The sequence below is a fragment of the Tsukamurella conjunctivitidis genome (genome assembly GCF_007858475.1).
Classification (GTDB): domain Bacteria; phylum Actinomycetota; class Actinomycetes; order Mycobacteriales; family Mycobacteriaceae; genus Tsukamurella; species Tsukamurella conjunctivitidis.
Window position 1 is genome coordinate 123,375 of sequence record NZ_VIGX01000002.1, and the last position, 26,204, is coordinate 149,578.

Here is a 26,204-nt window from a genome sequence, read left to right on the forward strand (position 1 = left end):
CGCGCCGGAGAACCCGCCGCGCGCGAGGTGATGATTTGCAATACCATCGAATGATCGGATGAGAATGGGTGGTGGGCGGTGCACTGGAAGGTGCGGCGGTGCGCGTCGTGGGTGCTCCTCGCGCTGTGTTCGATGACGGTTTTCGCCACCATGGGCATCATCGTCGACGAGGACGACCTCGGCGGCTCCTCGTTCCTCGTGGGTGTACTCCTGTACCTCGCTGCGGCACTGCTGCACTGCCGCCGGCCGCGCCGGCTCGTGCCGCTCGTCGCGGGGTTCGGCGCGGGCTTCGCGGTGATGTTCCTGGTGATCCTCCTGGCGATCGCCATCGGCCCGCACCACGCCGGTTCGGGCGATCACTGGGGCTGGCGGGACGCCGCACTGGGGATCGGGATGACGCTGTTGATGTCCTTCGGAGCGCTGAACTGGTGCCTCGGCACGAACTCGCTGCGCCGGGCCGCGCGCTGGACCGCGATCCCCCTGCTCAGCGGTACCGCGGCGAGCGTGCTCCCGGTGCCGGTGATCCACGACAACGCGGCGGCCGTCGCGATGGGGGCCGCGCTCCTCGTCATCGTGCTCAGCGACGCCGTCCCCGAGCAGGTGTCGCACCGGCCCGCGCCGGTCGATGCGGGGCAGCCCGGCGGGGCCGACGCCGTGCCGCTGTGAAGGCACGGGAAACCGGTGGCGGCCGGACGGTGCGCGCTGCCAGGCTGGGGGCGTGGTGACCGAGGAGCAGGTGGAGGAGTTCGTCCGGGACGGCTTCGTCGCCGTCCGTGGCGCGTTCAGTGAGGCGACGGCTGCCGCGGCGCGCGACGTGCTGTGGGAGGAGCTCGCGTCCTACGGCCTGGACCGGGACGACCCGTCGACCTGGGACCGGCCGGTGATCCGCCTGGGCGAGCACGACGAGGCGCCGTTCCGGGAGGCGGCCGCGTCGCCGCTGCTGGCGGAGGCTGCGGATCGGCTGGCCGGGCCCGGCGGATGGGTGCCGCGGGTGTCGCTGGGTACGTTCCCCGTGCGCTTTCCGTGCGAGGACGGCCCGGGCGACGACGGCTGGCACCTCGATCCGAGCTTCCCCGGCGACCAGCCGGAGGCCTTCCTGCACTGGAGGATCAACGTGCGCAGCAAGGGCCGGGCTCTGCTCATGCTGTTCCTGTTCTCCGACATCGGCGTCGACGACGCCCCGACCCGGCTGCGCGTGGGCTCGCATCGCGCGATGGCGCCGCTGCTGCGGCCCTACGGCGACGAGGGGACGGAGATGGGTGCACTCATCCCGGAGTTCGCGCAGACCGCGCACCTTCCCGAGGCGGTCGCCACCGGCGCGGCCGGCGACGTCTACCTCTGCCACCCGTTCCTCGTGCACGCCTCGCAGGCGCTGCTGCCCGGGCCCGGGCGGGGCGCGCGGTTCCTCGCGCAGCCCGCGCTGCTGGGGCCGCCCGTCGACCTGGACCGCCCGGACGCGGAGCTCACCCCGGTCGCGCGCGCGATCGCGCTGGGCTGCCGCGGGTAAGGATCACGCCGAGCGCATCGGTGGCGCGGGGCGTCGGCCGTGCGCAGGCTCGGTGCACCCGGCCGCGTGCCGTGCCGGGCGGTGGTGGGGCGCGCACCGTCGGGGACGGCGGGAGTAGGTTGGCAGCATGACCGAGGCCGGATTCGACCAGCGCACGTTCCGACATGTGATGGGGCAGTTCTGCACCGGCGTCACGATCATCGCCACGTCGGACGTCGAGGAGAAGCCGGTCGGCTTCGCGTGCCAGTCCTTCGCCGCGCTGTCGCTGGACCCGCCGCTGGTCCTGTTCTGCCCGATGAAGACCTCGCGCACGTGGAAGCACATCGAGGCGTCCGGGAAGTTCGCCGTCTCGGTGCTGGGGCAGGAGCAGGAGTCGGTGAGCGCCGCCTTCGGTCGCTCGGTGGACGACAAGTTCGACGGCCTGCGGTGGACCCCGTCGCCGCTCGGCAATCCGACGATCGACGGCTCGCTGACGTGGATGGACTGCACCCTCGAGAACGTGCTCGACGGTGGCGATCACCACATCGCGATCGGGCGGGTGCACCACCTGGGCGACGTCGACGACGCGAAGCCGCTGCTGTTCTACCGCGGCGCCTACCTCTCGACGAACCATCCGCAGCAGCACCCCGCCGCCAGCCTCGAATCGTTCCTCACCTGGGACTCCGGCGCCTGGCTCTGACGGCTCCCGGCCTGAGCCGCGCCGCCTGCCGGTGTGAGGCGTGTATTGCCATGAGCAGCCATGCGTCACGCGTATGGCCTCGCAGAAGCTGCACACCGAGCTCTACGGCCCTACTGTCCGTAGGTGTACCGCAGGTCGGCGAAGACGAGGGTGCTGACCCGTCGGGCGACGTGGCGGGTGTACTGCGGCCCCGGGAGGGGTTCCGCGGCGTAGAGGACCCACTGCACGTCGGAGCCCCCGTCGCCGGGCTCGAGGGTGAAGATCACGCGCAGGTCCGGGCGGTCCGGCCATAGCGACGACCATTCGACGCGGGTCGCGTCGTCCAAGGAGAGCACGTGCGGGGCGACCTCGTCGTCCGTCAGGCGCAGCCAGTGCCGGACGGCGCGCGGACCCGGTGCGGCGAGGTCCCGGCACACGACGTGCGGCGGCGCCGGAAGGTTCCGGCGCCGCCTCGCGATCTCGTGCGCGTCCTGCCGAGCTACTGCGCGGCCTTCGCGGCGACGTCGAGGACGACCTCGAACTCGAGCAGGTCGGCGCCGCTGGCGACGGGCTTGCGCCCCTCGCCGCCGTTGGGGTCGCGCTGACCCGCGTGCGCCTCACGTGCCGGCCCGTCGCGCCAGGCGGCGAAGGACTCCTCCGACTCCCACTGGGTGACGACGAAGTAGCGGTCGTCGCCCTTTACGGGGCGTAGGAGCTGGAAGCCGAGGAAGCCGGGCGAGTTCTCCACGGCGTGCGCGCGCTGCGCGAACCGCTTCTCGAGCTCGGGGCCCGCGCCCTCGGGGACGTGGATGGCATTGATCTTCACTACCGACATGACCCGACGATACCGCCGCCCGACCGGGTAGGTTGGGCCGCGTGGATGAGTGTGTGGGCCTGAGAGATTGGGGAGGCCGGGACGGGGCTGCTCCGATCGTGCTGCTGCACGGCCTCATGGGCCGTGGGCGCACCTGGCGCCGCCAGATCCCGTGGCTGCGCCGCTACGGCCGGGTGTTCACCTTCGACGCCGAGTTCCATCGCGGTCCGGGGTTCTCCGTCCCGCCCGACGACATCACCACCGAGCGCTTCGTCGCCGACGTCGCCGAGATCCTCACCTGCCTCGACCAGGGGCCGGCCGTCCTGATCGGCCATTCCATGGGCGGGCTGCACGCCTGGTGCACCGCCGCGGAATACCCAGAACTGGTGCGTGCGCTCGTGGTCGAGGACATGTCGCCCGAGTTCACCGGCCAGTCCACCGACACCTGGGCGCCGTGGTTCGCGAGCTGGCCCGAGCGCTTCGCCTCGCAGGCGGAGTGCGAGGCGCTGTTCGGTCCCGTCGCCGGGCGCTACTTCTACGAGGCCTTCGACGACGGCGCCCTGCACGGCGAGCTCGACGTCTTCCGCGCCATCGCGGACCACTGGGGGCCGCGCGACCATTGGCCGCAGTGGCGCGCGGTCTCAGTCCCCACCCTCCTCATCGAGGCCGAGTTCACCGTCGTGCCGACGGGCGTGGGGGAGCGGATGGTGCGCTCGTTCGCGGGCCCGGACCTGCGCTACCTCAAGGTCGACGGTGCCGGCCACCTCGTCCACGACGACGCCCCCGGCGTGTACCGCGGCGCCGTCGAGGCCTTCCTCTCCGGTCTGGACTGACGGTGCCCGAGGGTGACACCGTCCACAACCTGGCGGACCGGCTCCGCCCGATCCTCGCCGGGAAGGTACTCACCGCCTGCGACATCCGGGTCCCGCGGTACGCCGCCGTCGACCTCACGGGCCGCACGGTCGGCGACGTCACCGCCCGCGGCAAGCACCTCCTCATGGCAGTGGAGGGCGCCGTGATCCACAGCCACCTGAAGATGGAGGGGCAGTGGCACGTGTACCGCCCCGGCGAGCGCTGGCGCAGGCCCGGGCACACGGCCCGCGCGGTGCTCGGCGTCGACGGTGCGCAGGTGGTCGGGTTCTCGCTCGGCACGCTCGAGGTCCTCAGCCCGGCCGAGGCCGACGCTGCGCTGGCCCGCCTCGGTCCCGACCCGCTCGGCCCGGACTGGGACGCCGACCGGGCTGCGTCGAACCTCGCGGCCGAGCCGGACCGCCCCGTCGGCCTGGCGCTACTGGACCAGCGGGTGCTGGCCGGCGTGGGCAACGTCTACCGCAACGAGCTCTGCTTCCTGCGCGGCGTCCATCCCGCGACGCCGGTCGGCGAGTGTGGCGATCCGCGGGACTGGGCCGACGAGGCCGCCCGGCTGCTGCGCGCCAACCTCGGACGGACGCGCCGGGTGACGACGGACGTCGACCGGAACGGTCTGCGCGCGCGGGGCGCCGGGAGCGCGGCGCGCGGGCCCGATCATTTCGTGTACGACCGCGTGCGCCGCCCCTGCCTGCGGTGCGGGACGGCGATCGTCGCGGGTTCCCTCGGCGGTGCGGCCGAGGCCGAGCGGGCGATCTGGTGGTGCCCGCGCTGTCAGGCCAGAGCGACTAACTAACTAGTTGGTTGACACTCGGCGGAGTTCCGGACTAATCTTCCAACTAACCAGTTAGTTGAATCTGAGGGAGAACGAGATGTACCAGGTCGGCGATCAGACGGGCACCACCTTCGTGGTCACCGGTTCGAACAGCGGAACGGGCAAGGAGGCGACGAAGCGCCTCGCGGCCGCGGGCGCGACCGTGATCATGGCGGTCCGCACGCCGGAGAAGGGGGAGAGCGCCCGGCGGGAGACCCTCGCGGAGGTACCCGGTGCGGACCTCAGCGTGCGCCGCCTCGACCTCGCGGACCTGGCCTCCGTGCGCGACTTCGTCGCGGGCATCGAGGCCGACGGCGTCGCGGTCGACGTGCTCGTCAACAACGCGGGTGTCATGGCTCCACCGCGACGGTTCGAGACCGCCGACGGCTTCGAGCTGCAGTTCGGCTCGAATTTCCTCGGTCCCTTCGCGCTGACGAATCTGCTGCTGCCCGTTCTGCTTCGATCGGAGTCGCCCCGCGTCACCACGATGAGCTCCGGCGTCGCGAACTTCGGGAAGATCGACTTCGCCGATCCCCAGTCGACGCGGCGCTATTCGCCGGCGCGCGCCTACGGCCAGTCCAAGCTCGCCGACCTGCTGTTCGCGAATCACCTGGCCGCCGAGAGTGATCGGCGCGGATGGGGCTTGCTCAGCGACGCCGCACACCCCGGCTACACGCACACCAACCTGCAGACCGCGGGCGCGAGCCTCGGCGGCAACGGCGTGCAGGAGTCGTCGATCACCCGCTTCGTCGGGCGCTTCCTGCCCTCGCAGCAGCCCGAGCAGGGCGCCGAGCCCCTGCTCTTCGCGGCCAGCGATCCGCAGGCGCGGAACGGCGAATACTACGGCCCGCAGGGACGATTCGGCCTCGTCGGCCCCGCGGGAATGTCGAAGAAGAACGCCCGGATGCGGGACGCCGACACCGCGGCGAAGCTGTGGCGCTACGCTGCCGAGGTGACCGGAACCGACCTGCCGAGCGATGCCGCCCGCGGCTAGGGGGCAGCGGACGCCCTCCGCCACAGGGCAGCGGATGCCCTCCATCAAAGGGCAGCGCGACGCTGCCGCGACCCGGGCCCGCCTGCTCGACGCCGCGACCGTCGAGTTCGCCGAGCACGGCCTCGCGGGGGCGCGCGTCGACCGCATCGCGGCGGCCGCGGAGGCCAACAAGCAGCTGATCTACGCCTACTTCGGGGGCAAGCGCCAGCTCTTCGACGCCGTCATCGAGTTCCGCGTCGCGGACCTCCTCGAAGCGGTGCCGTTCACGGCCGACGACCTGCCGGGCTACGCCGTGCGGCTGCGCGCGTTCAACCGCGCGCACCCCGAGCTGATGCGACTCGTCCTGTGGCACACCCTCGAATGCCCCGGCGAGCTCGTCGAGCTGGAGTTCACCTCCGGCTCGAACGCCAAGAAGGTCGCTGCGCTGCAGGCCGCGCAGGACGCCGGGACGGTCACCGCCGCGACGCCCGCGCCGACACTGCTCGTCGAGGTTCTCGCACTGGTCCACTGCGACGTGCTGACCGGGGGCAGCGAGGTCGCCGCGGCCGCCCTGGACGACGCGGCGCTCGCCGCCGCGGTGCGGAAGCTGATCGCGCCGTAGGCGGGGTGTACGTCAGTCGCGCGGCGGGAGCTCGCAGCCGTCGGGGCCGCACGCCTCGGCGTCGTCGCCGCCGACCACGGTCAGCGGCTCCTCGCCGCGGGCCCTGGTGAGCGCCTCGGTGAAGACCTCGGCCGGCTGTGCACCGGAGACGGCGTACTTGCCGTCGAAGACGAAGAACGGGACGCCGCCGATGCCGATCCGCTTCGCGGTCTCCTCGTCGGCGCGGACGGCGTCCGCGTAGGCGGACGGATCCTCGAGCACCGCGCGGGCCGCGGCACCGTCGAACCCGGCGGATTCGGCGATCGAGACGAGCCGGTCGCGGCTGCCGAACGCCGGCGCGGCCTCGGCGAAGTTCGCCGCGTAGAGCGCGTCGAGGAGCGCCTCCTGGCGGCCGAGCTCGAGGGCCCAGTGCAACAGGCGGTGCATGTCGAAGCTGTTGCCGCTGTCGCGGCCTTCCACCTGGTAGGGCAGGCCGAGCTGCTGCGCCTGCGCGCCCAGGCCGCGCTCGTTGGCGGCGGCCTGCGCCTCGCTGATGCCGTACTTCGCCGCGATCCGCGGGACCACGGGCTCCGAATCGCCGGCCGTCGGGTCCAGCTCGAACGAGCGGTGGATCACCTCGACCTCGTCGCGCTGCGGGAACGCGGCCAGCGCCTCCTCGAAGCGGGCCTTCCCGATGTAGCAGAAGGGGCAGTTGATATCGGTCCAGACGTCCACGCGCATGGTGGGTGCAACGCGCGCGGACGTCCGGCGATTCCCGTCAGAGCGGGTAGGAGACGCCCGTCAGCTTCTCGGAGACCGCCCACAGTTCGGCCCACTTGGCCCGGTCCTTGGAGGTCTTGGTGGTGGGGCACTTCCCGACCGGGCCGCGGGACTGGAAGAGCTGCGTCGGACCCCACCACGGGTGCGGATCGAGGTCGCGATCGGTGGCGGCCAGGACGAGCGCCTCCGCGGCCTTCTCGGGCGGATTCGAGAGCAGGCTCACCGCGGGGACGAGCACCTTGTCGAGCGGCGTCTCCGTGCGCGCGAACAGTCCGGTGGGCGAGACGCCGGGATGCACGTAGTACGCCTTCTTGTGCGACCCGGCGGCCTCGAACCGGCGCTGGAGCTCGCGTGCGAACATCATGTTCGCGAGCTTGCTCTGCCCGTAGGCCTCGGTGCGCAGGTACTTGCGGTGTTCGTAGTTCGGGTCGTCCATGCGCCAGCGGAAGTTCTGCCGGTGCGCGACCGACGAAACCGCGACGACGCGGTCCGTGATCCGGTCGAGGAGAAGCCCGGTGAGTGCGAAGTGACCGAGGTGGTTGACGCCGAACTGCATCTCGAAGCCCTGCTTCGTGCGCGTGAGCGGCACGTACATCAGTCCGGCGTTGTTGACGAGCACGTCGACCTCGCCCATCCGGTCCGCGAAGCCGCGCACCGAATCCAGGTCGGCGAGGTCGAGCTGCTCGACGGTCACATCGCCATCGATCCCGTCGGCGATGCGCTGCGCGCCCGCGACATCGCGGCACGCCATCACGACACGGCCGCCGGTGGCGGCGAGGCGGCGCGTCACGACCTCGCCGAGGCCTCCGTTCGCGCCGGTCACTACATAGGTTGTCATGCGGGCCAGCCTACGAGGCCGTGGCGGACCGCGCGCCGCGGCCGTACCGCTGCCGGGCCTCCGCGGGCGTGACGACGCCCGCTGGCTCGTCCGCCTGCGCGAAGTGGCGGCGCAGAATGCCGCCCGTCGTCGGCGCGACGAGGCCTCCCAGCCGGACGGTGCCCGCGGCGTGCTGGGCCGTCGCGGCTCGCACCGCCAGGCGCACGGCGAGCGGGTAGGTCGCGTCCAGCACCCCGGGCTGATCGAAGCCGCCCATCTCGCGCATCCACGCCGGCAGGGTCGCGATGGTGGCCGGTGCGATGAGTGAGCTGCCCAGGCGCAGCTTCAGCCCCCGGTCGCGGGTGCGGAGCAGGTAGTGCATGCCGGTGCGGGCCCGCTCGGTGAGCGCGAGCGTCGGCCGGACGCGGTCGAAGTACGCGCGCACCTCGTCGCGCGAGGAGGGCACGTCCGCCGGATCGCAGGTCTGCAGCTCGGCCGCCACGACGCAGTCGCGCCAGTACCGCGCCTCCTCGTCGGGGGAGAGCGGCCCGGGGCCGAACATCTCGTAGCACTTGAGCACCGAGTGCCAGCCGGTCACGTGGATCCACAGCTGCGAGGCGGGGTTGTTGGCGCTGTACCTCTTCCCCGTGACCGGCTCGATGCCGGTGGCCTTGCGGTGCACGTCCATCAGGTGCTCGGACGCCTGGATCGCGGTGCGCGAATCCGCCGTCGCCACGAGCAGGAAGTAGGCCAGCGTCCGGTCGAGCCGGCCGAACGGGTCGGTGTAGATCCCGGCCGAATCCGCGACCGCGGCGGTGAGATCGGGGTCGAAGTGTTCCAGCACCACCGAGCGCTGGAATCCGATGAGGGCGGTGGGCGAGGCCCACACCTTCCACGTGGGCGAGTCGGAACCGAAGAATCCCTGGTCCGTGACGCGCAGAGGGCCGTCTGAGAGCATCATGGCCCGAATCTATCACCAATTCCTACAGGTGTGAATAAAAATCTGGTCAGGCCTCACCCGCGAGCGCGAACCGACCGTCGTTCGTCTGCTCGATGAGGCCGTCGACCAGCAGGGAGTCCAGTGCGCGGTCCCGCTGCGCCGGGTCGCGTTCCCACGCCACGTCGAGCGCGGCGCGGGGGACGGCGCCGTCGGACCCGCGGAGGACGTCGAGGAGCCGGCCCCGCGCCTGCCGGTCCGTGCCCTCGTACTTCTGCACCTTCTTCGGCGCCACCGTGCCCGACGGGGCGCCGGCCGCGAGCCAGGCGCACTCCGCGTGGACCGGGCACTCGCCGCACCGCGGCGACCGTGCCGTGCAGACCAGCGCGCCCAGCTCCATCAGGCCCGCCGACAGGCGCGTCCGGCGGTCCGCGGGCACGGTGCTCAGGGCCGAGACGGCCGCCGCCAGGTCACGTTTCGCCGACGGGCTCGCCGCGTCCGACTCCCCGTCCGCCGCGCGGGCCAGGACCCGTCGGACGTTGATGTCGACCACGGGCACGTCCTGGCCGAAGGCGAAGCAGGCCACCGCCCGGGCGGTGTAGTCGCCCACGCCGGGCAACGACAGGAGCTCGTCGACGTCCGCGGGGACGACACCGTCGAACCGCTCGACGAGGGCCTGCGCGCACGCGTGCAGCCGCATCGCCCGGCGTGGGTAGCCGAGCTTGCCCCAGGCGCGCACGGCGTCGGCACCGGTGGCCGCGGCGAGATCCCCGGGCGTCGGCCAGCGCTCCATCCACGCGCGCCAGACGGGCTCCACCCGCACCACCGGCGTCTGCTGCAACATGACCTCGCTGACCAGGATCGCCCATGCGCCGACGGCGGGCGCGCGCCACGGGAGGTCGCGCTCCGCGGCGTCGAACCAGGCGAGGACCGGTGTGAAATCCGGGACAGAACCGCCTCTGGTGTCTCGCGTGACATGCACGACGTGCATTATGGACCCATGCCCACTTCGACTCCTCCCGGCGCCTGGCGCGCCCTCCGTGACGGCAACCGGCGCTTCGTCGAAGGCACCCCGGAACACCCCAACCAGGGCGCCAGCCGCGTCGCGGAACTGGCGAGCGGCCAGCAGCCCACTGCCGTGCTCTTCGGATGCGGCGACTCCCGCGTGGCGGCCGAGGTCATCTTCGATCAGGGGCTCGGCGACATGTTCGTGGTCCGCACCGCGGGGCACATCATCGACGCCGCGGTCCTCGGCTCCATCGAGTACGCGATCGAGGTGCTCAAGGTGCCGCTCATCGCGATCCTCGGGCACGACAGCTGCGGCGCCGTCGCCGCCACCGTGAACTCGATCGACACCGGCACCATGCCGCCCGGCTACATCCGCGACATCGTCGAGCGGCTCACGCCGTCGGTCCTGGCGGGCCGGCGCGAGGGGCTCTCCGACGTCAACGACATCACCGCGCAGCACGTCATGGAGACCAGCTGGCTGCTCATCGAGCGCTCGCGGATCATCGCCAAGGGCGTCGAGGAGGGCCGCGTCGCGATCGTCGGCCTCACGTACGAGCTGGCCGAGGGCAAGGTGCACCTCCGCGGTTCCGTGGGCGAGATCGGCGAGGCCGCCACGTCGCCCTTCCAGGCCGTCCGCCCGGAGTGATCCGTACCGATTCGTGACACGCCGCCGCAGGTCAGCGGCGTGAGCCCGGGGAAACGCTACCGTTGAAGCGTGCTTGAGCCCCATGGACCCCTGCCGCCCGAGATCTACTGGCGCCGCCGCGTGCTGGCCGCCGGCCTCGCGCTGTTCGCGGTGATCGTCGTGGTGCTCCTCATCGTCTTCGTCGGTGGCGGCAAGGACTCGTCGGAGAACGCGGCCGCCGCCTCGTCGAGCACGCCCGCGACCACGTCGGGCCTGCCCCCGTCGCAGGCGCCCGACGGTGCCGATCCCTCGGCCGGCAACAACGGGGCCGCCGGCGGCGCGGGCGGTGCGAGCGGATCCGGTGCGCCGCAGTCCGGCGCGGCCGGCTCGGGCGCCGCCTCGGCCTCCGCGAGTTCCTCGGGCGGCGGCGTCCCGACGCCCGGCGCCGTAGTCGCAGGCGGGCCGTGCCCCGACGCCAACATCTCCGTGGTCGTCGGCGCCGACAAGGCGACGTACGCGCTCGGCGAGCAGCCGACCTTCGAGGCGACCGTGACGAACGCCGGCCCGGTGCCGTGCGCACGCGACATCGGTTCCGGCCAGCAGCAGCTGATCGTGCTGACCCTCGACGGGAGCAAGCAGCTCTGGACCAACTTCGACTGCACGTTCCAGCCCGGCATCAAGAACGAGGTGCTGCAGCCCGGCCAGCAGCTGCGCTACAAGCTGCAGTGGGCCGGCACCACCTCCGCCCCGGGCTGCCAGGCCCAGCGCGTCCCGGTGGCGCCCGGCGCCTACCAGGTGGTGGCGCAGCTCGGCGCCAAGCGCAGTGCCCCGGTCACCTTCAACATCGTCCGCGCAGCGCCCACGCCGGAGGCCGGGGCCGACGCGGGGGCCGGCACCGGCAACTAGCCGCTGCTCAGAAGGGCGGCAACTAGCCGCTGCTCAGAAGCGCTCGACCGAGGCCTCGGCGAGGCGCGAGAGCCCCTCGCGGGCCTGCCGCGCACCGTCGGACCCGATGCCCGGGACGGCCTGCAGGTCGGCGGCGGAGGCCGCGAGCAGCGTCTGCAGCGAGCCGAACGTGCCGACCAGCGCCTCCACCTGGGAGGCGCGCAGCCGCGGGACCGAGCCGAGCAGCCGGTGGCCGCGGGGCGAGACGGGCTCGTCCTGCGCCTCGACCGTGCCCGAGAAGCCCAGGGCCGCAGCGATGGTGGTGGCGGCGAGCAGGTCGGCGTCGCTGAGCGCGTCGATGCGGACCACGGCGGCGTCCACGGTGTCGCCGTCGCCCAGGTAGTCACGGAGCACCGGTTCGCGCAGCGAGATCGATTCCCCCAGCAGGTCTTCCAGCTGCAGCGCGATCTGCCGGCCCGACGTGCCGAGCTCCAGCACGTGCTGTTCGATCTCGACGGCCAAGCGCCGCACCAGTTCCAGCCGTTGCACCACGTGCGCGACCTCGCGGACGGTGACCACGTCCTCGATCTCGGCGCGGGACAGGTGCGAGAGCACCTCGTCGAGGCGGTGGGCGTACCGCTCGAGCGTGGCGATCGCGAGGTTCGCGCGGGAGAGGATCGGCGCCGCGTCGTCGACCAGGTGTCGCACCCCGCCCACGTAGGCGTGGACGATCGACATCGACGCGCTCACCGAGATCACCGGGAAGCCCGTCTGCATCGCAGCCCGCTCGGCCGAGCGGTGCCGCGTGCCGGACTCCTGTGTGGGGATCGCGGGGTCGGGGACGAGCTGGACGTTCGCGCGCACGATCCGTGTGCCGTCGGTGGACAGGACCACCGCGCCGTCCATCTTCGCGAGCTCGCGCAGGCGCGTGGGGGCGAACTCGACGTCCAGGTGGAAGCCGCCGTCGCAGATCTTCTCGACCGTCTCGTCGTAGCCGAGCACGATGAGGGCGCCCGTGCGGCCGCGGAGGATCCGCTCGATCCCGTCGCGCAGCCCGGTGCCGGGAGCCACCCGTACCACCGTGTCGCGCAGCGGCGCGTTCCCGGCGAACGCGTCTTCGAGGTTCATAGCGGTAGGTTAACGCTCACTTCCTGCCGGTGGGCGCGAGGGAGCCCAGACGCAGTGCGTCGGCGAGAGTGGCCGCCTCGCCGATGTGAATGCCGTCGACCTTCAACCTCTGCCCGTCGGGCGAGGGCGGGACGATGGCGTGCGTGAAGCCGAGACGCGCCGCTTCCGCGAGCCGCCGCTCCAGCCCCGTCACGCGCCGCACCTCGCCCGCCAGCCCGACCTCGCCCAGCACGACGGTGTTGGGGCGCAGCGCCTTCTCGACAGCGCCGGACGCCACGGCCAACGCCAGCGCCAGGTCGGAGGCGGGCTCGGTGATCTTCATCCCGCCGACCGTCGCCGCGTAGACATCCTTCTGCGGCAGGTTCTCGATGCCGCCGTGCTTGGCCAGCACGGCGAGGATCATCGCGACCCGGGCGGAGTCCAGGCCGGAGACGGCCCGGCGGGGCGCGGGCAGGGGCGTGGGCGTCACGAGGGCCTGCAGCTCGCCCAGCATGGGCCGCTTGCCGTCCAGCCCGACGGTGACCGCCGTCCCGGCGGCGGCCTGGTCGCGGTGGTGCAGGAACAGGCCCGACGGGTCCGTGACCTCGACGATGCCGGACTCGCGCTGCTCGAAGCAGCCCACCTCGTCGGACGCGCCGAACCGGTTCTTGATGCCGCGGACCATGCGCAGCGTGGAGTGCTTGTCACCTTCGAAGCTGAGCACGACGTCGACGAGGTGCTCCAGCGATCGGGGACCGGCGACGGCGCCGTCCTTCGTGACGTGCCCGACGAGGATCACGGCGATGCCGGTGGCCTTCGCCAGCGAGGTGAGGGTGGTGGTGATGGCCCGGACCTGGGTGACGCCGCCGTGCACGCCGTCGACGCCGGACGCCGAGAGCGTCTGCACCGAGTCGACCACCATGAGGGTCGGAGCCACTTGCTCGACGTGGCCGAGCACCGTGCCCAGATCGGATTCGGCGGCGAGGTAGAGCTGGTCGGAGAGGGCGCCGGTGCGCTCGGCCCGCAGACGGACCTGGCCCGCGGACTCCTCACCCGTGACGTACAGCGACTTCCCGCGGCCCGTCGTGGCCCAGCGGTGCACGACCTCGAGCAGCAGTGTGGACTTGCCGACGCCGGGCTCGCCGGCCAACAGGATGACCGAGCCGGGGACGATGCCGCCGCCCAGGACCCGGTCCAGCTCGCCGATGCCGACGGGGAGTGCGCGCGTCGAATTCGGGTCGATCCTCGTGATGGGTACCGCGCGGGTCTTCGGGAGCGTCAGCCCGACGTTCGCCGCCGGCCCGGAGCCGGCGGCGAGGACGGGCGCGCCCTCCTCCATCGTGGACCAGGCGCCGCACGACGGGCAGCGTCCGACCCACTTGGCCACGGTGTGGCCGCACTCGGTGCAGGTGTACTGCACCTTGGCTTTTGCCATGGAGTGCCGAAGGGCCTAGTGGCCGCCGGCGCCCTCGCCGGCACCGTGCTCACCGGCGGTGGGGGTGATGCCGGCGGCGGAGGCCGACGCGGCACCCGCGTCGATCGGGACGTCGATCGGCAGCGAGCCGGCCTTCTCCAGGTGGAACCAGAGCTTGTTGGTGAGGCCGGGGCGCCAGGAGGCGTCGACGGGCACGGAGACCGTGAGGCGCGTGACGCCGGAGGCCTTGGTGTCGCTGCCCGCGGGGGCGCTGCCGTACAGCGAGCCGCTCGCGGTGAGCGTGGTGTCGCCGCTGATGGTGGCGAAGCGGCCCTTCTCGTCCGAGATGCCCTTGAGCTTGTCGGCCTGGTGCGGGTTCAGGTTGGTCAGCACGAAGGCGAGCTTGCCCTGGCTGCCCGACACCGGGTACAGCACGTGGACGTCGCTCAGCGTGATCTTCTGATCGACGAAGGTCTGGTTGGCGCCGTTGATCGCGGCCACCTGGTTCGCGGTCTGCGAGATCTGGCCCGAGCCGCAGGCGGACACCGAGAGCAGGGCGCCGGCGGCGAGCAGGGCGCCCGCGACGGTGGTGGCGGTGCGGCGGGTCGAGACGGTGCGTGCGGACACGGTTCCTCCAGTTTCCTCCCCGTGCGCGGCGACACCCGCGTGCGGACGGTGCTGAGTATGTCACCACGCAGCGTAGTAGAAGGCGTGTGGGCGCGTGCCGCCGGGCGGCAACTACGGCCCGAGTACTACGCACCGTCGTGCGCGCCGCCGGTTGCCGGAACCTGCGGAGAACATCCGCGGCTTCGTTTGTCAAGCCCAGGAGGAGTCCTGACCTGCGACGTTGCCTCGCAGCCCGAATTCGCCCCGTGTTATCCTGGTCATATCGAAAGGGGCAAGGATCAGATGATTTTCAAGGTCGGAGACACCGTTGTCTACCCCCATCACGGTGCCGCACTGATCGAAGCTATCGAGATCAAGACCATCGGTGGACGTGAGCGCGAGTACCTCGTGCTCAAGGTCGCACAGGGTGATCTGACGGTCAAGGTTCCCGCTGAGAACGCCGAGGTCGTCGGTGTTCGTGACGTGGTCGGGCAGGAGGGCCTGGACAAGGTCTTCCAGGTGCTGCGCGCGCCGCACACCGAGGAGCCCACGAACTGGTCGCGCCGGTACAAGGCGAACCTCGAGAAGCTCGCATCGGGCGATGTGAACAAGGTGGCCGAGGTCGTTCGCGACCTGTGGCGTCGTGAGCAGGACCGCGGCCTCTCGGCCGGCGAGAAGCGCATGCTGACCAAGGCGCGCCAGATCCTCGTGGGCGAGCTCGCGCTCGCCGAGGCGACGGACGACGGCAGCGCCGAGTCCCGTCTCGACGAGGCGCTGGCGGCGGCCTCCTGACCGTCGTCGCGCTGGTTCCCGCCGCTGGGCTGGGAACACGTCTGGGGTTGAACGTCCCCAAGGCCTTCGTGACTCTGCTGGACCGTTCACTGCTCGAAAGGGCAGTGGACGGTCTTTTCGCGTCCGGGGTCGTGGACGACGTCGTCGTGATGGTGCCGCCGGACATGATCGATCGGGCCCGAGAGCTGGTGCCGCGGGCGCGGGTCGTCGTGGGCGGGGCCGAGCGCACCGACTCGGTGCGGGCGGGCCTCGCCGCCGCGGGCGACGCGGAGCTGGTGCTGGTCCACGACGCCGCGCGGCCGTTGACGCCGGCGCCGATGATCGAGCGGGTCGTCGCCGCGCTCCGCGGCGGGGCGAGCGCGGTCATTCCCGTGCTGCCCGTCGCCGACACCGTCAAGCGCGTCGACGCGGACGGGATCGTCGAGGCCACCGTCGACCGCGCCGACCTGCGTGCCGTGCAGACGCCGCAGGGCTTCACGGCCGGGGCGCTGCGTGCGGCCTACGCCGCCGCGCCGGGCGAGCTCGCGACCGACGACGCCGGACTCGTGGAGCGCGCGGGCGGCACCGTCGTCACCGTCCCGGGCGACCCGCTCGCCATGAAGATCACCACCGCCTTCGACCTGCGGATCGCGCAGGTCCTCGCCGAGGAGACCGCATGATCGTGCCCCGCGTCGGCATCGGTACCGACGTCCATCCCTTCGAGGCCGGACGGCCCTGCTGGATGTTCGGCCTGCTGTTCGACGGTGACGGCTGCTCCGGTCACTCCGACGGGGACGTCGCCGTGCACGCCCTGTGCGACGCACTGCTCTCCGCGGGCGGCCTCGGCGATCTGGGCACCGTCTTCGGGGTGGGGCGCTCGGACAACGTCGGCATCACGGGGGCGGAGATGCTCACCCATGTGCGCGGCCTGCTCCACGAGGCGGGCCTCACCGTCGGCAACGCCGCGGTGCAGCTCATCGGCAACCGGCCCAAGGTCGGGCCGCGGCGCGCTGAGGCGCAGGAGGTGCTCAGCGAGCTGCTCGGCGCCCCGGTCTCCGTCTCCGCCACCACGACCGACGGCCTGGGGCTCACCGGCCGCGGCGAGGGCGTCGCCGCCATGGCGACGGCCCTGGTGTACGCCGCGGGCTGACTCGCCAGCGGGCGGGCGACTGCTGTGCCTGCCATGAGACCGCGGAACGCTGTAACCTGAAGTAGTCCGTTGCGCTGAGCTTCGGAAAGTGAACCCGAGACCCGTCCGGAATGGTCGTGGCGCTCGGGTTTTGCGCTCTCAGACGTCGATGACCGTGGTGATGGCGCATCGTCGCCTCCAATCGCCGCCTTTGGACCATGCCCACGCGACGGCGTCCGGAATCGCGAGCAGCGCCTCGTCGCGTGCTCGCTCGTGGCGATAGTCCAACCACGCCTTACTGCTTGCAGCGTGCGTCGCTTCGATCAACGTCTGCAGGTCGCGCCTGCGGAGAGTCTGGTCCAGCTCGAGGCACAGTCGGGTGTGCCCGTCACGGTGCAAGTCGTCGACCAGTCTTCGGAGGCAGTGCTCGCGGCGCGAGACCTCCGTGCGGCCGTCGGGTGGCGCTCGGTAGATGTGCAACGCAGGCGATATGTCACTGATGGTGCTCAGGATCTTTCGGCGCCGAGAATCCTTCTCTTGCTTCATATGAAGGCGAGGCTGACCGGGAAGTAGCAGTCCTCGAATCGCGCGTCTCGCAGGTGCGAGGTCCTGTGGTGCGAGGACGGCCGCGACAAGGAGGTAGTCCCTGTGCTTGGACTCGTCCACGAAAGCATGACCACCCGCCAGGCAGTCGGGGCGGACGGTGTTCAGCGCCACGAGCGCAGAGATCCCGGGCGCCGGTCGAAGGTGATCCATTGCCCGTCCCGTAGAGCCTCCATGAGAAGACCCGCCGCCTGAGCGCGCCACGTCGAGGCCTTGCGGTCGGGTGGTGCGGCCAGCAGGAGGGCCACCGGGTGGTCAGGATCGTCGGCGTAGGGTGCGAGGGCATCGCGCCAGGACGGGCCGCCCGCGTGCTCGGCGCGCCAGCAGGTGATCGACGCGGACAGCGTTGCGCCGAACGACGCCAGCACCGGCGGTGGGAAGCACTCCGCGAACCGGGCGCGAACCCCGGCGCTCACCGTGCGTCGCAGATGGGGCTTCGCTCCCCGGGCGTAGTCCGCCGCCGAGAGGGCTCCGCGGGCGACGGCCTCGGGTTGGTGCCCGAGGTGGATCCCGTTGCCCGTGGGGCAGGGATAGGTGTGGAGGTCGTTGAGTTGACGTAGCCGGGCGATCCGCCGCGCGGCCTTATGGGATGCGAACGCCACTTTCCCGCAGTCCGAGCAGGGGGCGGTGCCTCCCGGTGTGCGACCACCGGGCTCGGAGCGACGTCTGTTCCGCTTGTAGGTGGTCACCGTCGTCCTCCGCCCCGCGTGGGCACTCGCCCCGTCCGCCCATGGCGTCACCGTAGGGACGGGGTGTGACAGGTTCCGGCTCGAGTAGCTCGCTTCTACGCCGCGAGCCGTCCGGATCGCGCGCGACGCAGCGTGATCACGGTGTCGGCGGTGAGCAGGAGCAGTGCGATCCAGACGATGCCGAAGCCGATCCACCGCTCCGGCGAGACGTGCTCGCCGAGGAAGAGCACCGCACACAGCAATTGCATGACCGGCGTCGCGAACTGGATCAGCCCGACGGTCACGAGTGGGATCCGTCGCGCGGCCGCGGCGAAGAGCAGCAGCGGCACCGCGGTCGCGACGCCGGCGAACGCGAGCAGCGCGGCGTGGCCCGCGCCGTGCCGGGCGAAGTCCAGTCCGCCGCCCCAGAGCGCGATGCCCACCAGGACTACCGCGGCGATCGGCGCGAGGATCGCGGTCTCCAGCGTCAGGCCCTGCAGTGCGTTCAGGTGCGCGCCGACCTTGTTCTTCACCAGCCCGTAGAGGCCGAAGGAGAAGGCGAGCGCCAGGGCGGTCACCGGGAAGGTCCCCGCCACGACCGCGAGGTAGACGAACGCCAGGACACCGATGCCGACGGCGACCCATTGCAGCGGCCGCAGCCGCTCGCGCAACACGACGACGCCGAGCGCCACGGTGACCAGCGGATTGAGGAAGTAGCCGAGCGCCGCATCCGACGTGTGGCCCGACGTGACCGCCACGATGTAGACGATCCAGTTGGTCGAGATGAGCAGCGCAGCGATCGTCACTCCGGCCAGCAGCCGCGGCTGCCGCAGCACCGGCCGGATCCAGCCGAGGTCGCGGAGGATCACCAGCGCGGCGCCGCACAGCACCAGCGTCCAGAGGATGCGGTGGGCGAGGATCTCCCACGGCCCGGTGGGCCTCAGCGCGTCGAAGTACAGGGGGAACAGCCCCCAGAGCAGGTAGGCGGCGACGCCCATGGCGGTGCCGCGGGTCACCTCGGAGACGTCACGTTCGGCCACTGAATGATCCTACCTTTTTGGGTCCGCACCATCGAAGGCCCTGACCTGCGAGGTGCGCGCACCGCGACCCGTAGAATCAGTCGGCGTGACGCTGCGCCTTTACGACTCCCTGACCCGCGAGGTCCGTGACTTCGTGCCCCTCGTGGACGGCAAGGCGGGCATCTACCTCTGCGGCGCGACGGTCCAGGGCGTCCCGCACATCGGCCACATCCGCAGCGGCGTCGCCTTCGACGTGCTGCGGCGCTGGCTGATCGCCAAGGGGCTGGACGTGGCGTTCGTGCGCAACGTGACCGACATCGACGACAAGATCCTGCGCAAGGCCGCCGAGGCGGGCCGCCCCTGGTGGGAGTGGGCCGCGACGCACGAGCGCGAGTTCACCCGCGCCTACGACGCCCTGGGCGTACTGCCGCCCTCCGCGGAGCCGCGCGCGACCGGCTTCATCACCCAGATGGTCGACTACATGGAGCGGATGATCGCGCGCGGCCACGCCTACGCGGCCGCGGGTGACGTCTACTTCTCCGTGCGGAGCCTGCCGAGCTACGGCGAGCTGAGTCGGCAGAAGGTCGACGACGTGCAGCAGGGCGAGACGCTCGCCGAGGGTAAGCGGGACCCGCTGGACTTCACACTGTGGAAGGCCGCGAAGCCGGGCGAGCCGAGCTGGCCGTCGCCGTGGGGCCCCGGCCGGCCGGGCTGGCACCTCGAGTGCTCCGCGATGGCGACGAGCTACCTCGGCGCGCAGTTCGACATCCACTGCGGCGGCATGGACCTGGTCTTCCCGCACCACGAGAACGAGATCGCTCAGGCGCACGGGGCGGGCGACCCGTTCGCGAATTACTGGCTGCACAACGGCTGGGTCACGATGTCGGGCGAGAAGATGAGCAAGTCGCTCGGCAACGTCGTCGCGATCCCCAACCTGCTCACGCAGTACCGCGCCGTCGAGCTGCGGTACTACCTCGGTTCGGCGCACTACCGCTCGATGCAGGAGTACTCGGCGGGCGCGCTGGAGGAGGCCGTCACCGCGTACGGCCGGATCGAGGCCTTCGTGCAGCGCACCGTCGAGCGGGCGGGCGAGGTCCCGGTCGGCGACTGGACCGACGGTTTCGCCGCCGCGCTCGACGACGACCTCGGCGTACCGTCGGCGTTGGCGGAGGTGCACGGTGCCGTGCGGGCCGGCAACGCGGCACTCGAATCGGGTGATCTCGACGAGGCGCGGCGCCTGGCCGGCGCGGTGCGGGCGATGACGTCGATCCTCGGCGTCGACCCGCTGGACCCGCACTGGGTCACGGAGAACGCCGGCGACGGCCAGGCCGTGGACGCCCTCGGCGTGCTGGTGCAGGCCGAGCTCGAGCGGCGCGCCGCCGCGCGGGCGGAGAAGAACTGGGCGGAGGCCGACGCCTCGCGCGATCGGCTGCACGCCGCGGGCATCGAGGTCACCGACGGCGCCGACGGCTCCGCGTGGACACTGAAGAAGAACAAGTAGGAGGCGGACTGATGGCAGGCAATTCGCAGCGCCGCGGCGCGGTCCGCAAGGCGGGCACCAAGAAGGGGCAGGTCCAGGGGTCGGGCGGCGTGCGTCGCCGCGGGCTCGAGGGGCGCGGCGCGACGCCGGCCGCGAAGGACCGCCCGTACCACCCCGCGCACAAGAAGGCGCGGGCCGCGGCGAAGGCGGCGACCACGCCCCAGCGCCGGCCGAAGGTCGCCGGCCGCGCCGCCGACGACGGGCCCGAGTACGTCCTCGGCCGCAACCCGGTCGTCGAGTGCCTCCGCGCAGGCGTCCCGGCGACCGCCCTCTACGTCGCGATCGGCTCGCAGAACGACGAGCGGCTCACCGAGTCCGTGCAGATCGCGGCCGACACCGGCATCGCGATCCTCGAGGTGCAGCGCGGCGAGCTCGACCGGCTGAGCGACAACGGCTTGCACCAGGGCATCGCCCTGCAGATCCCGCCGTACAACTACGCGCACCCGGACGACCTGCTCGCCCGGGCGCAGGACCGCGGCGAGGCTCCGCTCATCGTCGCGTTGGACAACATCACCGACCCCCGCAACCTGGGTGCCGTGATCCGGTCGACGGCCGCGTTCGGCGGTCACGGCGTGGTCATCCCGGGCCGACGGTCCGCCGCGGTCACCGCCGTCACCTGGCGCACCTCCGCCGGGGCCGCGGCCCGCCTTCCCGTCGCGCAAGCGCCGAATCTCAATCGCGCGCTCGCCGACTACGCGGCCGCCGGCCTGCAGGTCGTGGGCCTCGATGCGGGCGGCGACGTGGACCTCGACGACTACCGCGCCGATACCGGCGTCGTCGTGGTCGTCGGGTCCGAGGGCAAGGGCCTGTCGCGACTGGTCCGCGAGAACTGCGACTCGATCCTCTCGATCCCCATCGCCTCGTCGGTCGAGTCGCTCAACGCCTCGGTCGCTGCGGGCGTGGTCCTGGCCGAGTTCGCACGACAGCGCCGTCAGTAAAGATCATCTGCGTTAGCCTGTATGGATGACCTCGCTCGAGGAACGCCAGGAGTCGCGGCGCCGGCAGATGCTCGACGCCGGGATCGCGCTCCTCGGTGGTCCGGAGGCGGGGGCGCTCGGCGTCCGCGCCGTCTGCCGCTCGACCGGCATCACGGAGCGGTACTTCTACGAGGCTTTCGGCACGCGTGACGGCTTCGCGCACGCCGTCTACGACGACATCGCCGGCCGCACCCAGGACGTCCTCGTACAGGGCGTGCGGCGGGCCTACGACGCCGCGGCCGCCGCTGAGGAGCCGGTGACGGCCGTCGCCGTGGCGGAGGCCGCAGTCGTCGCGTTCGTCGAGTTCGTGATCGACCGGCCCGACGTCGGGCGGATCCTGCTGCTCGCCCCCTACCGGGAGTCCGTGCTGGCCGAGCGTGGACTCGGCAGCATGCCCGCGTTCTTCGACGTGGTCGCCGCCGCCATGCCGGGCGTCGTCGACGGGACGACCCGGCGCCTGGTCGCGACGGGCCTGGTCGGAGCGCTGACCACGCTGTTCACCGAGTACATCGCGGGCAGGCTCGACGTCACGCGCCAGCAACTCGTCGACCACTGCGTGCGCCTGATCGCCACCGCGCCGGACCGGTTCGTCGACGAGCCGCGGACCGATTAGGCCGGGGCGGCGAACCGCGCCACGGTGACGCCGGCACCGTCGAGCACCGTGCGCAGGCGCAGCGCCACCGCGACCGCCGCCGGGTTGTCGCCGTGCACGCACACCGAATCCGGTTCGAGCGCCACCTCCGTACCGTCGATCGCCTCGACCGTGCCGTCGCCGACCATCCGCAGGACGCGGGCGGCGATCTCATCGGGGTCGTGCAGCACCGCGCCCTCGCGCGAGCGCGGGACGAGCGCACCGTCGGGCAGGTAGGCGCGGTCGGCGAAGGCCTCGCGCACCGCCCGCAGCCCGCGCTGGGCGGCGAGGCGGAGGAACGCGGAGCCGGGGAGTCCGAGGACCGGCAGGTCCGGCGCGGCGGCGAACACGCCCTCGACGACCGCCTCCGCCTGCACGGAATCAGCGACGATCCGGTTGTAAAGGGCGCCGTGCGGTTTCACGTAGTCGACGGTGCCGCCGACGCTCCGCGCGATCGCCTGCAGCGCGCCGATCTGGTAGATCACGTCGGCGGTGAGGTCCGCCGCCGGCACGTCGATCGAGCGCCGGCCGAAGCCGCGCAAGTCCGCGTAGCCGACCTGCGCGCCGATCGCGACGCCGCGGTCCACGGCCGCCGCGCAGGTCTCCCGCAGCGTCGTCGGGTCGCCGGCGTGGAAGCCGCACGCCACGTTCGCCGAGGTCACCACGTCGAGCAGTGCCGCATCGTCGCCGAGGCGCCAGGCGCCGAAGGACTCGCCGCAGTCGGCGTTGAGGTCGATTCTCACGACCTCGACGGTAGCGCGTGCCGGCAGTCGTGCGGCTCCTCGACCGGTGCGACGGTGCCGCGGCGGCCGCGCTGCCCGAGCAGGCGGCAGACCATGTAGATGAGGAACGAGATCGACGTGACGAAGACGGAGACCGGCAGCGCGGGCGCGAGCGACAGGATGATGCCGCCGACCGCGGAGACCAGCGCGAAGATCAGCGACAGCAGCGTCGCCTTGCCGGGGGAACTGGTGACCCGGGCCGCGGCGGCCGCCGGTGTGATCAGCAGCGACATGACCAGCAGCGCCCCGACGATCTGCACGCCCTGCGCGGCCGCGGCGCCCACGAGCATCGCGAACACCACCGACAGCGTCTTCACTGGCACGCCGTGCGCGGCGGCGACGTCCGGATCCGTGGAGAGGAACAGCAGCGGGCGGTAGATGAACGCGAGGATCAGCAGCACCACGACGGTGGTGATCGCCATGAGCGTCACGCCGCTCATCCCGACAGCCACGATCTGCCCCGTGAGCAGTGCGAACGCGGTGCCCTGCCGGCCCTCGTGCAGGGCGAGGAAGAGCACCGACAGGCCCAGGCCGAAGGCCATGATGACCCCGATCACGGAATCGCGTTCGCGGGCGTAGACGCCGAGCAGGCCGAAGAGCAGGCCCGCGACCAGCGCGCCGAGCAGCGCGCCCGAGCCGACGCTCCACCCCATGAGCAGCGCGAAGGCGGCGCCGGTCAGCGACAGCTCCGAGGTGCCGTGCACGCTGAAGGCCATCTGCCGCGAGACGATGAGAGGACCCATCACCCCGGCGAGCACGCCGAGCAGCGCCGCGGCGAGCAGCGCCTGCTGCACGAAGGGCTGCTGCAGCAGTTCCCAGGTGAGGGAGAAGTTCGTCAGGTTCTCGAGCCGGTCCATCATTCGCCTCCCACCACGACGAGCCGGTCGCGCACGTGCAGCACGTCGACGGGGGTGCGGTACAGCCGGGACAGCCGCTCCGAGGTCATCACCTCGGCCGTGGGGCCCACCTCGAACCGCCCGTCGACCAGGTAGAGCACGCGGTCGCAGTAGGGGAGCACGGGGTTGATCTCGTGGGTGACGAACAGCACGGCGGTGTCGTGCTCGCGCCGCCGGCGCTCGATCAGCGAGACCGCGAGCTGCTGATTGCCCGGGTCCAGCGAGAGCAGGGGCTCGTCGCAGAGCAGGATCGTCGGGTCCGAGGCCAGGGCCTGCGCGACGCGTAGCCGCTGCTGCTCACCGCCGGAGAGGGAGCCGATGGGGGCGTCGGCGAAGGCCTCCGCGTCCACCTGCCGCAGCGCCGCGTCGACGGCGGACCGTCGGGCACCGCGGTTCCGCAGGCCGAGGCCCCAGGCGGCGCCGTCGAAGCCGAGGCCGACCAGGTCGCGCCCGCGTAGGGGCACGGCACCGTCGAGCGCGCGCTGCTGGGGGATGTACCCGATCCGGCCGGTCACCTGCACGGTTCCGGCGGTCAGGTGGCTCTGGCCGAGCAGGATGCGCAGCAGCGAGGTCTTGCCGGCGCCGTTGGGGCCGAGAACCGCGACGAACTCGCCGGGCGCGATGTCGAGGTCGAGCCCGTCCCAGAGGGTGCGGTCGCCGTAGCTCAACCCGGCGTCCCGCAGGCGGATCACCGGGTCCGACGGTGCGCTCACGGGCGCGGCGCGAGTGCGTCGGACAGCGCCTTGACGTTGCCGGCCTGCCACGCGACGTAGTCGTCGACGCCCGCGGGCAGCGACTCGGTGACCTTCACGACGGGCACGCCGGCGGTCTCGGCCGTCTTCGCCAGTGCGGCGGTGACGGGGCTCTCGGTCTGAGAGTTGAGCACGACGGCGCGCACCTGCTTGCCGCTGACCAGCGCGTTCGCGGCGGCGATGTCGGCAGGGGCGGGGTCGGTGCCCGACTCGATGGCCGCCGTGTAGCGGGCCGGCGCGACGTCGTTCAGGCCCGCCAGCGAAAGCAGGTACCCGGCGACGGGTTCGGTGGCGGCGATCTTCACGCCCGGGTTCGCGTGGCCGATGGCGCGCGCCTGCGCGATGACGCCGTCGAGCTTCGTCCCGAACTCCTTCGCGCGGTTCTCGTAGCCCTCGCGGTGCGCGCCGTCCTTGTCGGACAGCGCCTTCGCGACGGCGGTCGCGACCTTCTGCATGGTGGGCAGGTCGTAGAAGACGTGCTCGTTCTCGCCCTGGGGTGCCTGCTGGGCGACCGCGTCGACCTTGGCCGCGGCGGCGCCCTCGGCGGCCTTCTCCATGTAGGCGTCGTAGTGGCCGCCGTTGTAGACGAGCACCGCGGCCTTCTTCACCTTGAGGGTGTCCTGCGCGGAGGGCTCGAACTCGTGCGGGTCGCCGGTGGGGTTCGCGAACAGGGAGGTCACGTCGGCGTCGCCGCCCGCGACGGCCTTCGCGATCGCGCCGTAGACGTCGGTGGACGCCACGACGGCGGGCTTGCCGTCGCCCGAGCCCGAGGAGTCCGTCCCGCACGCGGTGAGGGCGAGGGCCGCGACGGCGACGGCGCCGACGACCCGGGCGAGGCGATGGGGGTGGCGCACGGTCGAGCTCCTCTGACAGCAATGGGAATCGTTGTCATTTAGAGTAGCGGCGTCGTCCTACCACTGTCGAATAGGTGAATGCGCATGTATTGGCGCATTCGGGTCGGCGTCAAGCCCCGGCGCTCTCGGCCTGCGCGGCGGCGGTCGCCTCCTCGGCGATGGCGCCGAACTGCGCGCCCATGGCCGCGGAGAGCGCCTGGGCGGCGGAGAGCGGGCGCACCATGACCATGAAGTCGTCGATCTTGCCCTGGGCGTTCACGTGAATGAAGTCGCAGCCGGTGATCTTCTTGCCGTCCACTGCCGCCTCGAAGACCAGGGCGTGGTCGTCGCCGTCGTTGATCTCGCGCACGTAGCGGAAGTCCTCGAACACGCGCAGCACGCCGCGCAGGATCGCGGCGGTGATGTGCCGGCCCTCGTAGGGCTTGAAGGCGACGGGGCTGGTGAAGGTCACGTCGTCGGCGAGCAGGCCGTCGAAGGCGTCGGCGTCGCGGGCTTCGACGGCGGCACGGAACTCACGCATGACAACTCCTAGTAAATTTGTTGAGTAGGTAGCACGAGTATAGGCAACTAATTGAATAGAATGGAAGGCATGGCGCTGCGGCACGCGATCGAATCGACGCTCCTCGTGCTCGGGGAGGCCTCGGGCTACGACCTCTCCAAGGAGTTCGACGGCGCCCGCGCCAACTTCTGGGTGGCCACGCCGCAGCAGCTCTACCGCGAGCTGGACCGCATGGAGTCCGACGGTGCGATCGCCGCGCGGACCGTCGAACAGGAGAAGCGGCCCACCAAGCGCGTCTTCCGGCTCACCGATGCCGGGTGCGCTGAGCTCGCCGCGTTCACCGCGGCCGCGCCGCGCGCGACGGCGATCCGCGACGAGCTGATGGTGATGGTGCAGGCCGTCGAGGTCGGGGATCCGGCAGCGGTCGCCGGGGCCGTGCGCGCGCACCGCGCGACCTCGGCCGCGAAGCTCGCCTACTACGAGCGCATCGAGCGGACCTGGCTGGGCGGGCGCAGCCGCGACGAGCTCCTCGCCGACCGGCATCTGGGCGGGCCGTACCTCACCCTGCTCCGCGGCCTGCGCTTCGAGCGGGAGAACGTCGACTGGTGCGATCTCGCCCTGCCCGTCCTGGACGCGAGGATCGACTGACGCGCGGTTCCGCTATTCCGGC

At 71.9% G+C, this 26,204-nt stretch carries 33 protein-coding genes; 16 read left to right on the top strand and 17 right to left on the bottom strand.

Annotation, left to right across the window (positions count from 1 at the left end; all coding sequences use genetic code 11):
* Window positions 1–132: 132 nt before the first annotated feature.
* The 3 genes from FK530_RS04390 to hsaB all read left to right on the top strand — a co-directional run bounded on the left by FK530_RS04390 (window position 133) and on the right by hsaB (window position 2,186).
* Window positions 133–666 carry a hypothetical protein gene (locus FK530_RS04390; RefSeq protein ID WP_146485762.1) on the top strand — a complete coding sequence of 178 codons (534 nt, stop codon included), beginning with the start codon at window positions 133–135 and terminating at the stop codon, window positions 664–666.
* Between the two features lie 52 nt (window positions 667–718).
* The gene (locus tag FK530_RS04395) at window positions 719–1,507 is read left to right on the top strand and encodes a phytanoyl-CoA dioxygenase family protein (protein WP_205124174.1); all 789 of its coding nucleotides are present in this window, start codon (window positions 719–721) and stop codon (window positions 1,505–1,507) included.
* Window positions 1,508–1,634: 127 nt separating this feature from the next.
* Window positions 1,635–2,186, top strand: a complete 552-nt coding sequence (gene hsaB, locus FK530_RS04400) for a 3-hydroxy-9,10-secoandrosta-1,3,5(10)-triene-9,17-dione monooxygenase reductase subunit (RefSeq protein WP_146485764.1) — start codon at window positions 1,635–1,637, stop codon at window positions 2,184–2,186.
* 110 nt (window positions 2,187–2,296) lie between these two features.
* Here hsaB and FK530_RS04405 read toward each other — a convergent pair whose 3' ends face one another.
* Both FK530_RS04405 and FK530_RS04410 read right to left on the bottom strand, forming a co-directional pair.
* The gene (locus tag FK530_RS04405) at window positions 2,297–2,602 is read right to left on the bottom strand and encodes a hypothetical protein (RefSeq protein WP_223120484.1); all 306 of its coding nucleotides are present in this window, start codon (window positions 2,600–2,602) and stop codon (window positions 2,297–2,299) included.
* Between the two features lie 62 nt (window positions 2,603–2,664).
* On the bottom strand, window positions 2,665–3,000 hold the full coding sequence (locus tag FK530_RS04410) for an antibiotic biosynthesis monooxygenase family protein (RefSeq protein ID WP_146485766.1): 336 nt from the start codon (window positions 2,998–3,000) through the stop codon (window positions 2,665–2,667).
* Between the two features lie 41 nt (window positions 3,001–3,041).
* Between FK530_RS04410 and FK530_RS04415 the strand changes: the two genes are divergently transcribed.
* The 4 genes from FK530_RS04415 to FK530_RS04430 all read left to right on the top strand — a co-directional run bounded on the left by FK530_RS04415 (window position 3,042) and on the right by FK530_RS04430 (window position 6,255).
* Complete coding sequence (locus FK530_RS04415; RefSeq protein WP_146485767.1) at window positions 3,042–3,812, top strand: alpha/beta fold hydrolase; 771 nt, start codon at window positions 3,042–3,044, stop codon at window positions 3,810–3,812.
* A 2-nt stretch (window positions 3,813–3,814) separates the two neighbouring features.
* Window positions 3,815–4,642 carry an Fpg/Nei family DNA glycosylase gene (locus FK530_RS04420; protein WP_146485768.1) on the top strand — a complete coding sequence of 276 codons (828 nt, stop codon included), beginning with the start codon at window positions 3,815–3,817 and terminating at the stop codon, window positions 4,640–4,642.
* A gap of 76 nt (window positions 4,643–4,718) precedes the next feature.
* Window positions 4,719–5,654: an SDR family oxidoreductase gene (locus FK530_RS04425; protein ID WP_146485769.1), complete on the top strand. Its 936-nt coding sequence runs from the start codon at window positions 4,719–4,721 to the stop codon at window positions 5,652–5,654.
* 34 nt (window positions 5,655–5,688) lie between these two features.
* On the top strand, window positions 5,689–6,255 hold the full coding sequence (locus FK530_RS04430) for a TetR/AcrR family transcriptional regulator (RefSeq protein ID WP_146485770.1): 567 nt from the start codon (window positions 5,689–5,691) through the stop codon (window positions 6,253–6,255).
* A 12-nt stretch (window positions 6,256–6,267) separates the two neighbouring features.
* Here FK530_RS04430 and FK530_RS04435 read toward each other — a convergent pair whose 3' ends face one another.
* Genes FK530_RS04435 through FK530_RS04450 form a run of 4 tightly spaced genes read right to left on the bottom strand, consistent with a single transcriptional unit; the run spans window position 6,268 to window position 9,750 of the window.
* Window positions 6,268–6,975: a DsbA family oxidoreductase gene (locus FK530_RS04435; RefSeq protein ID WP_146485771.1), complete on the bottom strand. Its 708-nt coding sequence runs from the start codon at window positions 6,973–6,975 to the stop codon at window positions 6,268–6,270.
* 37 nt (window positions 6,976–7,012) lie between these two features.
* Entirely contained in the window at window positions 7,013–7,852 is an 840-nt protein-coding gene (locus FK530_RS04440; RefSeq protein ID WP_146485772.1) for an SDR family NAD(P)-dependent oxidoreductase, read from the bottom strand.
* A gap of 10 nt (window positions 7,853–7,862) precedes the next feature.
* Entirely contained in the window at window positions 7,863–8,792 is a 930-nt protein-coding gene (locus FK530_RS04445) for an oxygenase MpaB family protein (RefSeq protein ID WP_146485773.1), read from the bottom strand.
* A gap of 46 nt (window positions 8,793–8,838) precedes the next feature.
* Entirely contained in the window at window positions 8,839–9,750 is a 912-nt protein-coding gene (locus FK530_RS04450; protein ID WP_231706496.1) for an iron-sulfur binding domain-containing protein, read from the bottom strand.
* A gap of 18 nt (window positions 9,751–9,768) precedes the next feature.
* On the opposite strand from FK530_RS04450, the gene FK530_RS04455 reads away from it, so the two are divergent.
* A complete protein-coding gene (locus tag FK530_RS04455) occupies window positions 9,769–10,422 on the top strand; it encodes a carbonic anhydrase (protein WP_146485775.1) in 654 nt (217 codons plus the stop codon).
* A gap of 69 nt (window positions 10,423–10,491) precedes the next feature.
* Entirely contained in the window at window positions 10,492–11,307 is an 816-nt protein-coding gene (locus FK530_RS04460; protein ID WP_146485776.1) for a BsuPI-related putative proteinase inhibitor, read from the top strand.
* A 33-nt stretch (window positions 11,308–11,340) separates the two neighbouring features.
* Here FK530_RS04460 and disA read toward each other — a convergent pair whose 3' ends face one another.
* The 3 genes from disA to FK530_RS04475 are packed head-to-tail and all read right to left on the bottom strand — an operon-like array spanning window position 11,341 to window position 14,434.
* The gene (disA, locus tag FK530_RS04465) at window positions 11,341–12,414 is read right to left on the bottom strand and encodes a DNA integrity scanning diadenylate cyclase DisA (protein WP_146485777.1); all 1,074 of its coding nucleotides are present in this window, start codon (window positions 12,412–12,414) and stop codon (window positions 11,341–11,343) included.
* A 16-nt stretch (window positions 12,415–12,430) separates the two neighbouring features.
* On the bottom strand, window positions 12,431–13,828 hold the full coding sequence (gene radA, locus FK530_RS04470) for a DNA repair protein RadA (protein ID WP_146485778.1): 1,398 nt from the start codon (window positions 13,826–13,828) through the stop codon (window positions 12,431–12,433).
* A 15-nt stretch (window positions 13,829–13,843) separates the two neighbouring features.
* Window positions 13,844–14,434 (bottom strand): copper chaperone PCu(A)C domain-containing protein, encoded by a 591-nt coding sequence (locus FK530_RS04475; protein ID WP_146485779.1) that lies wholly within the window; start codon window positions 14,432–14,434, stop codon window positions 13,844–13,846.
* A gap of 282 nt (window positions 14,435–14,716) precedes the next feature.
* Here FK530_RS04475 and FK530_RS04480 point away from each other — a divergent pair, with 282 nt between their 5' ends.
* The 3 genes from FK530_RS04480 to ispF are packed head-to-tail and all read left to right on the top strand — an operon-like array spanning window position 14,717 to window position 16,334.
* Window positions 14,717–15,205 (top strand): CarD family transcriptional regulator, encoded by a 489-nt coding sequence (locus FK530_RS04480; protein WP_146485780.1) that lies wholly within the window; start codon window positions 14,717–14,719, stop codon window positions 15,203–15,205.
* Entirely contained in the window at window positions 15,202–15,864 is a 663-nt protein-coding gene (gene ispD, locus FK530_RS04485; protein WP_146485781.1) for a 2-C-methyl-D-erythritol 4-phosphate cytidylyltransferase, read from the top strand. The genes FK530_RS04480 and ispD overlap by 4 nt, the downstream gene beginning before the upstream one ends.
* Window positions 15,861–16,334, top strand: coding sequence for a 2-C-methyl-D-erythritol 2,4-cyclodiphosphate synthase (gene ispF, locus FK530_RS04490; RefSeq protein WP_146485782.1), 474 nt, complete (start codon window positions 15,861–15,863; stop codon window positions 16,332–16,334). The genes ispD and ispF overlap by 4 nt, the downstream gene beginning before the upstream one ends.
* A 138-nt stretch (window positions 16,335–16,472) precedes the next feature.
* On the opposite strand, the gene FK530_RS04495 is transcribed toward ispF, so the two are convergent.
* The 3 genes from FK530_RS04495 to rarD all read right to left on the bottom strand — a co-directional run bounded on the left by FK530_RS04495 (window position 16,473) and on the right by rarD (window position 18,624).
* Window positions 16,473–16,859 carry a hypothetical protein gene (locus FK530_RS04495; RefSeq protein ID WP_231706497.1) on the bottom strand — a complete coding sequence of 129 codons (387 nt, stop codon included), beginning with the start codon at window positions 16,857–16,859 and terminating at the stop codon, window positions 16,473–16,475.
* Window positions 16,860–17,020: 161 nt separating this feature from the next.
* On the bottom strand, window positions 17,021–17,518 hold the full coding sequence (locus tag FK530_RS04500; protein ID WP_146485783.1) for a hypothetical protein: 498 nt from the start codon (window positions 17,516–17,518) through the stop codon (window positions 17,021–17,023).
* Window positions 17,519–17,700: 182 nt separating this feature from the next.
* Window positions 17,701–18,624 (bottom strand): EamA family transporter RarD, encoded by a 924-nt coding sequence (gene rarD / locus FK530_RS04505; RefSeq protein ID WP_146485784.1) that lies wholly within the window; start codon window positions 18,622–18,624, stop codon window positions 17,701–17,703.
* Between the two features lie 85 nt (window positions 18,625–18,709).
* On the opposite strand from rarD, the gene cysS reads away from it, so the two are divergent.
* Genes cysS through FK530_RS04520 form a run of 3 tightly spaced genes read left to right on the top strand, consistent with a single transcriptional unit; the run spans window position 18,710 to window position 21,733 of the window.
* Window positions 18,710–20,104 carry a cysteine--tRNA ligase gene (gene cysS, locus FK530_RS04510; protein ID WP_146485785.1) on the top strand — a complete coding sequence of 465 codons (1,395 nt, stop codon included), beginning with the start codon at window positions 18,710–18,712 and terminating at the stop codon, window positions 20,102–20,104.
* A gap of 11 nt (window positions 20,105–20,115) precedes the next feature.
* Entirely contained in the window at window positions 20,116–21,081 is a 966-nt protein-coding gene (gene rlmB / locus FK530_RS04515; protein WP_146485786.1) for a 23S rRNA (guanosine(2251)-2'-O)-methyltransferase RlmB, read from the top strand.
* Between the two features lie 25 nt (window positions 21,082–21,106).
* Window positions 21,107–21,733 (top strand): TetR/AcrR family transcriptional regulator, encoded by a 627-nt coding sequence (locus FK530_RS04520; RefSeq protein ID WP_146485787.1) that lies wholly within the window; start codon window positions 21,107–21,109, stop codon window positions 21,731–21,733.
* On the opposite strand, the gene FK530_RS04525 is transcribed toward FK530_RS04520, so the two are convergent.
* From FK530_RS04525 to FK530_RS04545, 5 genes are all read right to left on the bottom strand, one after another.
* Window positions 21,730–22,494: a LamB/YcsF family protein gene (locus tag FK530_RS04525; RefSeq protein ID WP_146485788.1), complete on the bottom strand. Its 765-nt coding sequence runs from the start codon at window positions 22,492–22,494 to the stop codon at window positions 21,730–21,732. The two genes, FK530_RS04520 and FK530_RS04525, sit on opposite strands and share 4 nt — an antisense overlap.
* A complete protein-coding gene (locus FK530_RS04530) occupies window positions 22,491–23,390 on the bottom strand; it encodes a metal ABC transporter permease (protein WP_146485789.1) in 900 nt (299 codons plus the stop codon). Before FK530_RS04530 ends, FK530_RS04525 begins: the two co-directional genes overlap by 4 nt.
* The gene (locus tag FK530_RS04535) at window positions 23,390–24,142 is read right to left on the bottom strand and encodes a metal ABC transporter ATP-binding protein (protein WP_146485790.1); all 753 of its coding nucleotides are present in this window, start codon (window positions 24,140–24,142) and stop codon (window positions 23,390–23,392) included. The genes FK530_RS04530 and FK530_RS04535 overlap by 1 nt, the downstream gene beginning before the upstream one ends.
* Entirely contained in the window at window positions 24,139–25,035 is an 897-nt protein-coding gene (locus tag FK530_RS04540; RefSeq protein ID WP_146485791.1) for a metal ABC transporter solute-binding protein, Zn/Mn family, read from the bottom strand. The genes FK530_RS04535 and FK530_RS04540 overlap by 4 nt, the downstream gene beginning before the upstream one ends.
* Before the next feature lie 109 nt (window positions 25,036–25,144).
* Entirely contained in the window at window positions 25,145–25,555 is a 411-nt protein-coding gene (locus FK530_RS04545; protein WP_146485792.1) for a nuclear transport factor 2 family protein, read from the bottom strand.
* A 69-nt stretch (window positions 25,556–25,624) separates the two neighbouring features.
* Between FK530_RS04545 and FK530_RS04550 the strand changes: the two genes are divergently transcribed.
* Complete coding sequence (locus FK530_RS04550; RefSeq protein WP_146485793.1) at window positions 25,625–26,182, top strand: PadR family transcriptional regulator; 558 nt, start codon at window positions 25,625–25,627, stop codon at window positions 26,180–26,182.
* The last annotated feature ends 22 nt before the right edge of the window (window positions 26,183–26,204 follow it).

What these genes read in the sequence shown, in the direction of transcription:
- FK530_RS04390 (WP_146485762.1), top strand. Translation starts at nt 133, where the DNA reads ATGACGGTTTTCGCCACCATGGGCATCATCGTCGACGAGGACGACCTC.
- hsaB (WP_146485764.1), top strand. Translation starts at nt 1,635, where the DNA reads ATGACCGAGGCCGGATTCGACCAGCGCACGTTCCGACATGTGATGGGG.
- FK530_RS04410 (WP_146485766.1), bottom strand. Translation starts at nt 3,000, where the DNA reads ATGTCGGTAGTGAAGATCAATGCCATCCACGTCCCCGAGGGCGCGGGC.
- FK530_RS04425 (WP_146485769.1), top strand. Translation starts at nt 4,719, where the DNA reads ATGTACCAGGTCGGCGATCAGACGGGCACCACCTTCGTGGTCACCGGT.
- FK530_RS04430 (WP_146485770.1), top strand. Translation starts at nt 5,689, where the DNA reads ATGCCCTCCATCAAAGGGCAGCGCGACGCTGCCGCGACCCGGGCCCGC.
- FK530_RS04435 (WP_146485771.1), bottom strand. Translation starts at nt 6,975, where the DNA reads ATGCGCGTGGACGTCTGGACCGATATCAACTGCCCCTTCTGCTACATC.
- FK530_RS04440 (WP_146485772.1), bottom strand. Translation starts at nt 7,852, where the DNA reads ATGACAACCTATGTAGTGACCGGCGCGAACGGAGGCCTCGGCGAGGTC.
- FK530_RS04445 (WP_146485773.1), bottom strand. Translation starts at nt 8,792, where the DNA reads ATGATGCTCTCAGACGGCCCTCTGCGCGTCACGGACCAGGGATTCTTC.
- FK530_RS04455 (WP_146485775.1), top strand. Translation starts at nt 9,769, where the DNA reads ATGCCCACTTCGACTCCTCCCGGCGCCTGGCGCGCCCTCCGTGACGGC.
- disA (WP_146485777.1), bottom strand. Translation starts at nt 12,414, where the DNA reads ATGAACCTCGAAGACGCGTTCGCCGGGAACGCGCCGCTGCGCGACACG.
- radA (WP_146485778.1), bottom strand. Translation starts at nt 13,828, where the DNA reads ATGGCAAAAGCCAAGGTGCAGTACACCTGCACCGAGTGCGGCCACACC.
- FK530_RS04480 (WP_146485780.1), top strand. Translation starts at nt 14,717, where the DNA reads ATGATTTTCAAGGTCGGAGACACCGTTGTCTACCCCCATCACGGTGCC.
- ispF (WP_146485782.1), top strand. Translation starts at nt 15,861, where the DNA reads ATGATCGTGCCCCGCGTCGGCATCGGTACCGACGTCCATCCCTTCGAG.
- FK530_RS04495 (WP_231706497.1), bottom strand. Translation starts at nt 16,859, where the DNA reads ATGAAGCAAGAGAAGGATTCTCGGCGCCGAAAGATCCTGAGCACCATC.
- rlmB (WP_146485786.1), top strand. Translation starts at nt 20,116, where the DNA reads ATGGCAGGCAATTCGCAGCGCCGCGGCGCGGTCCGCAAGGCGGGCACC.
- FK530_RS04520 (WP_146485787.1), top strand. Translation starts at nt 21,107, where the DNA reads ATGACCTCGCTCGAGGAACGCCAGGAGTCGCGGCGCCGGCAGATGCTC.
- FK530_RS04530 (WP_146485789.1), bottom strand. Translation starts at nt 23,390, where the DNA reads ATGGACCGGCTCGAGAACCTGACGAACTTCTCCCTCACCTGGGAACTG.
- FK530_RS04545 (WP_146485792.1), bottom strand. Translation starts at nt 25,555, where the DNA reads ATGCGTGAGTTCCGTGCCGCCGTCGAAGCCCGCGACGCCGACGCCTTC.
- FK530_RS04550 (WP_146485793.1), top strand. Translation starts at nt 25,625, where the DNA reads ATGGCGCTGCGGCACGCGATCGAATCGACGCTCCTCGTGCTCGGGGAG.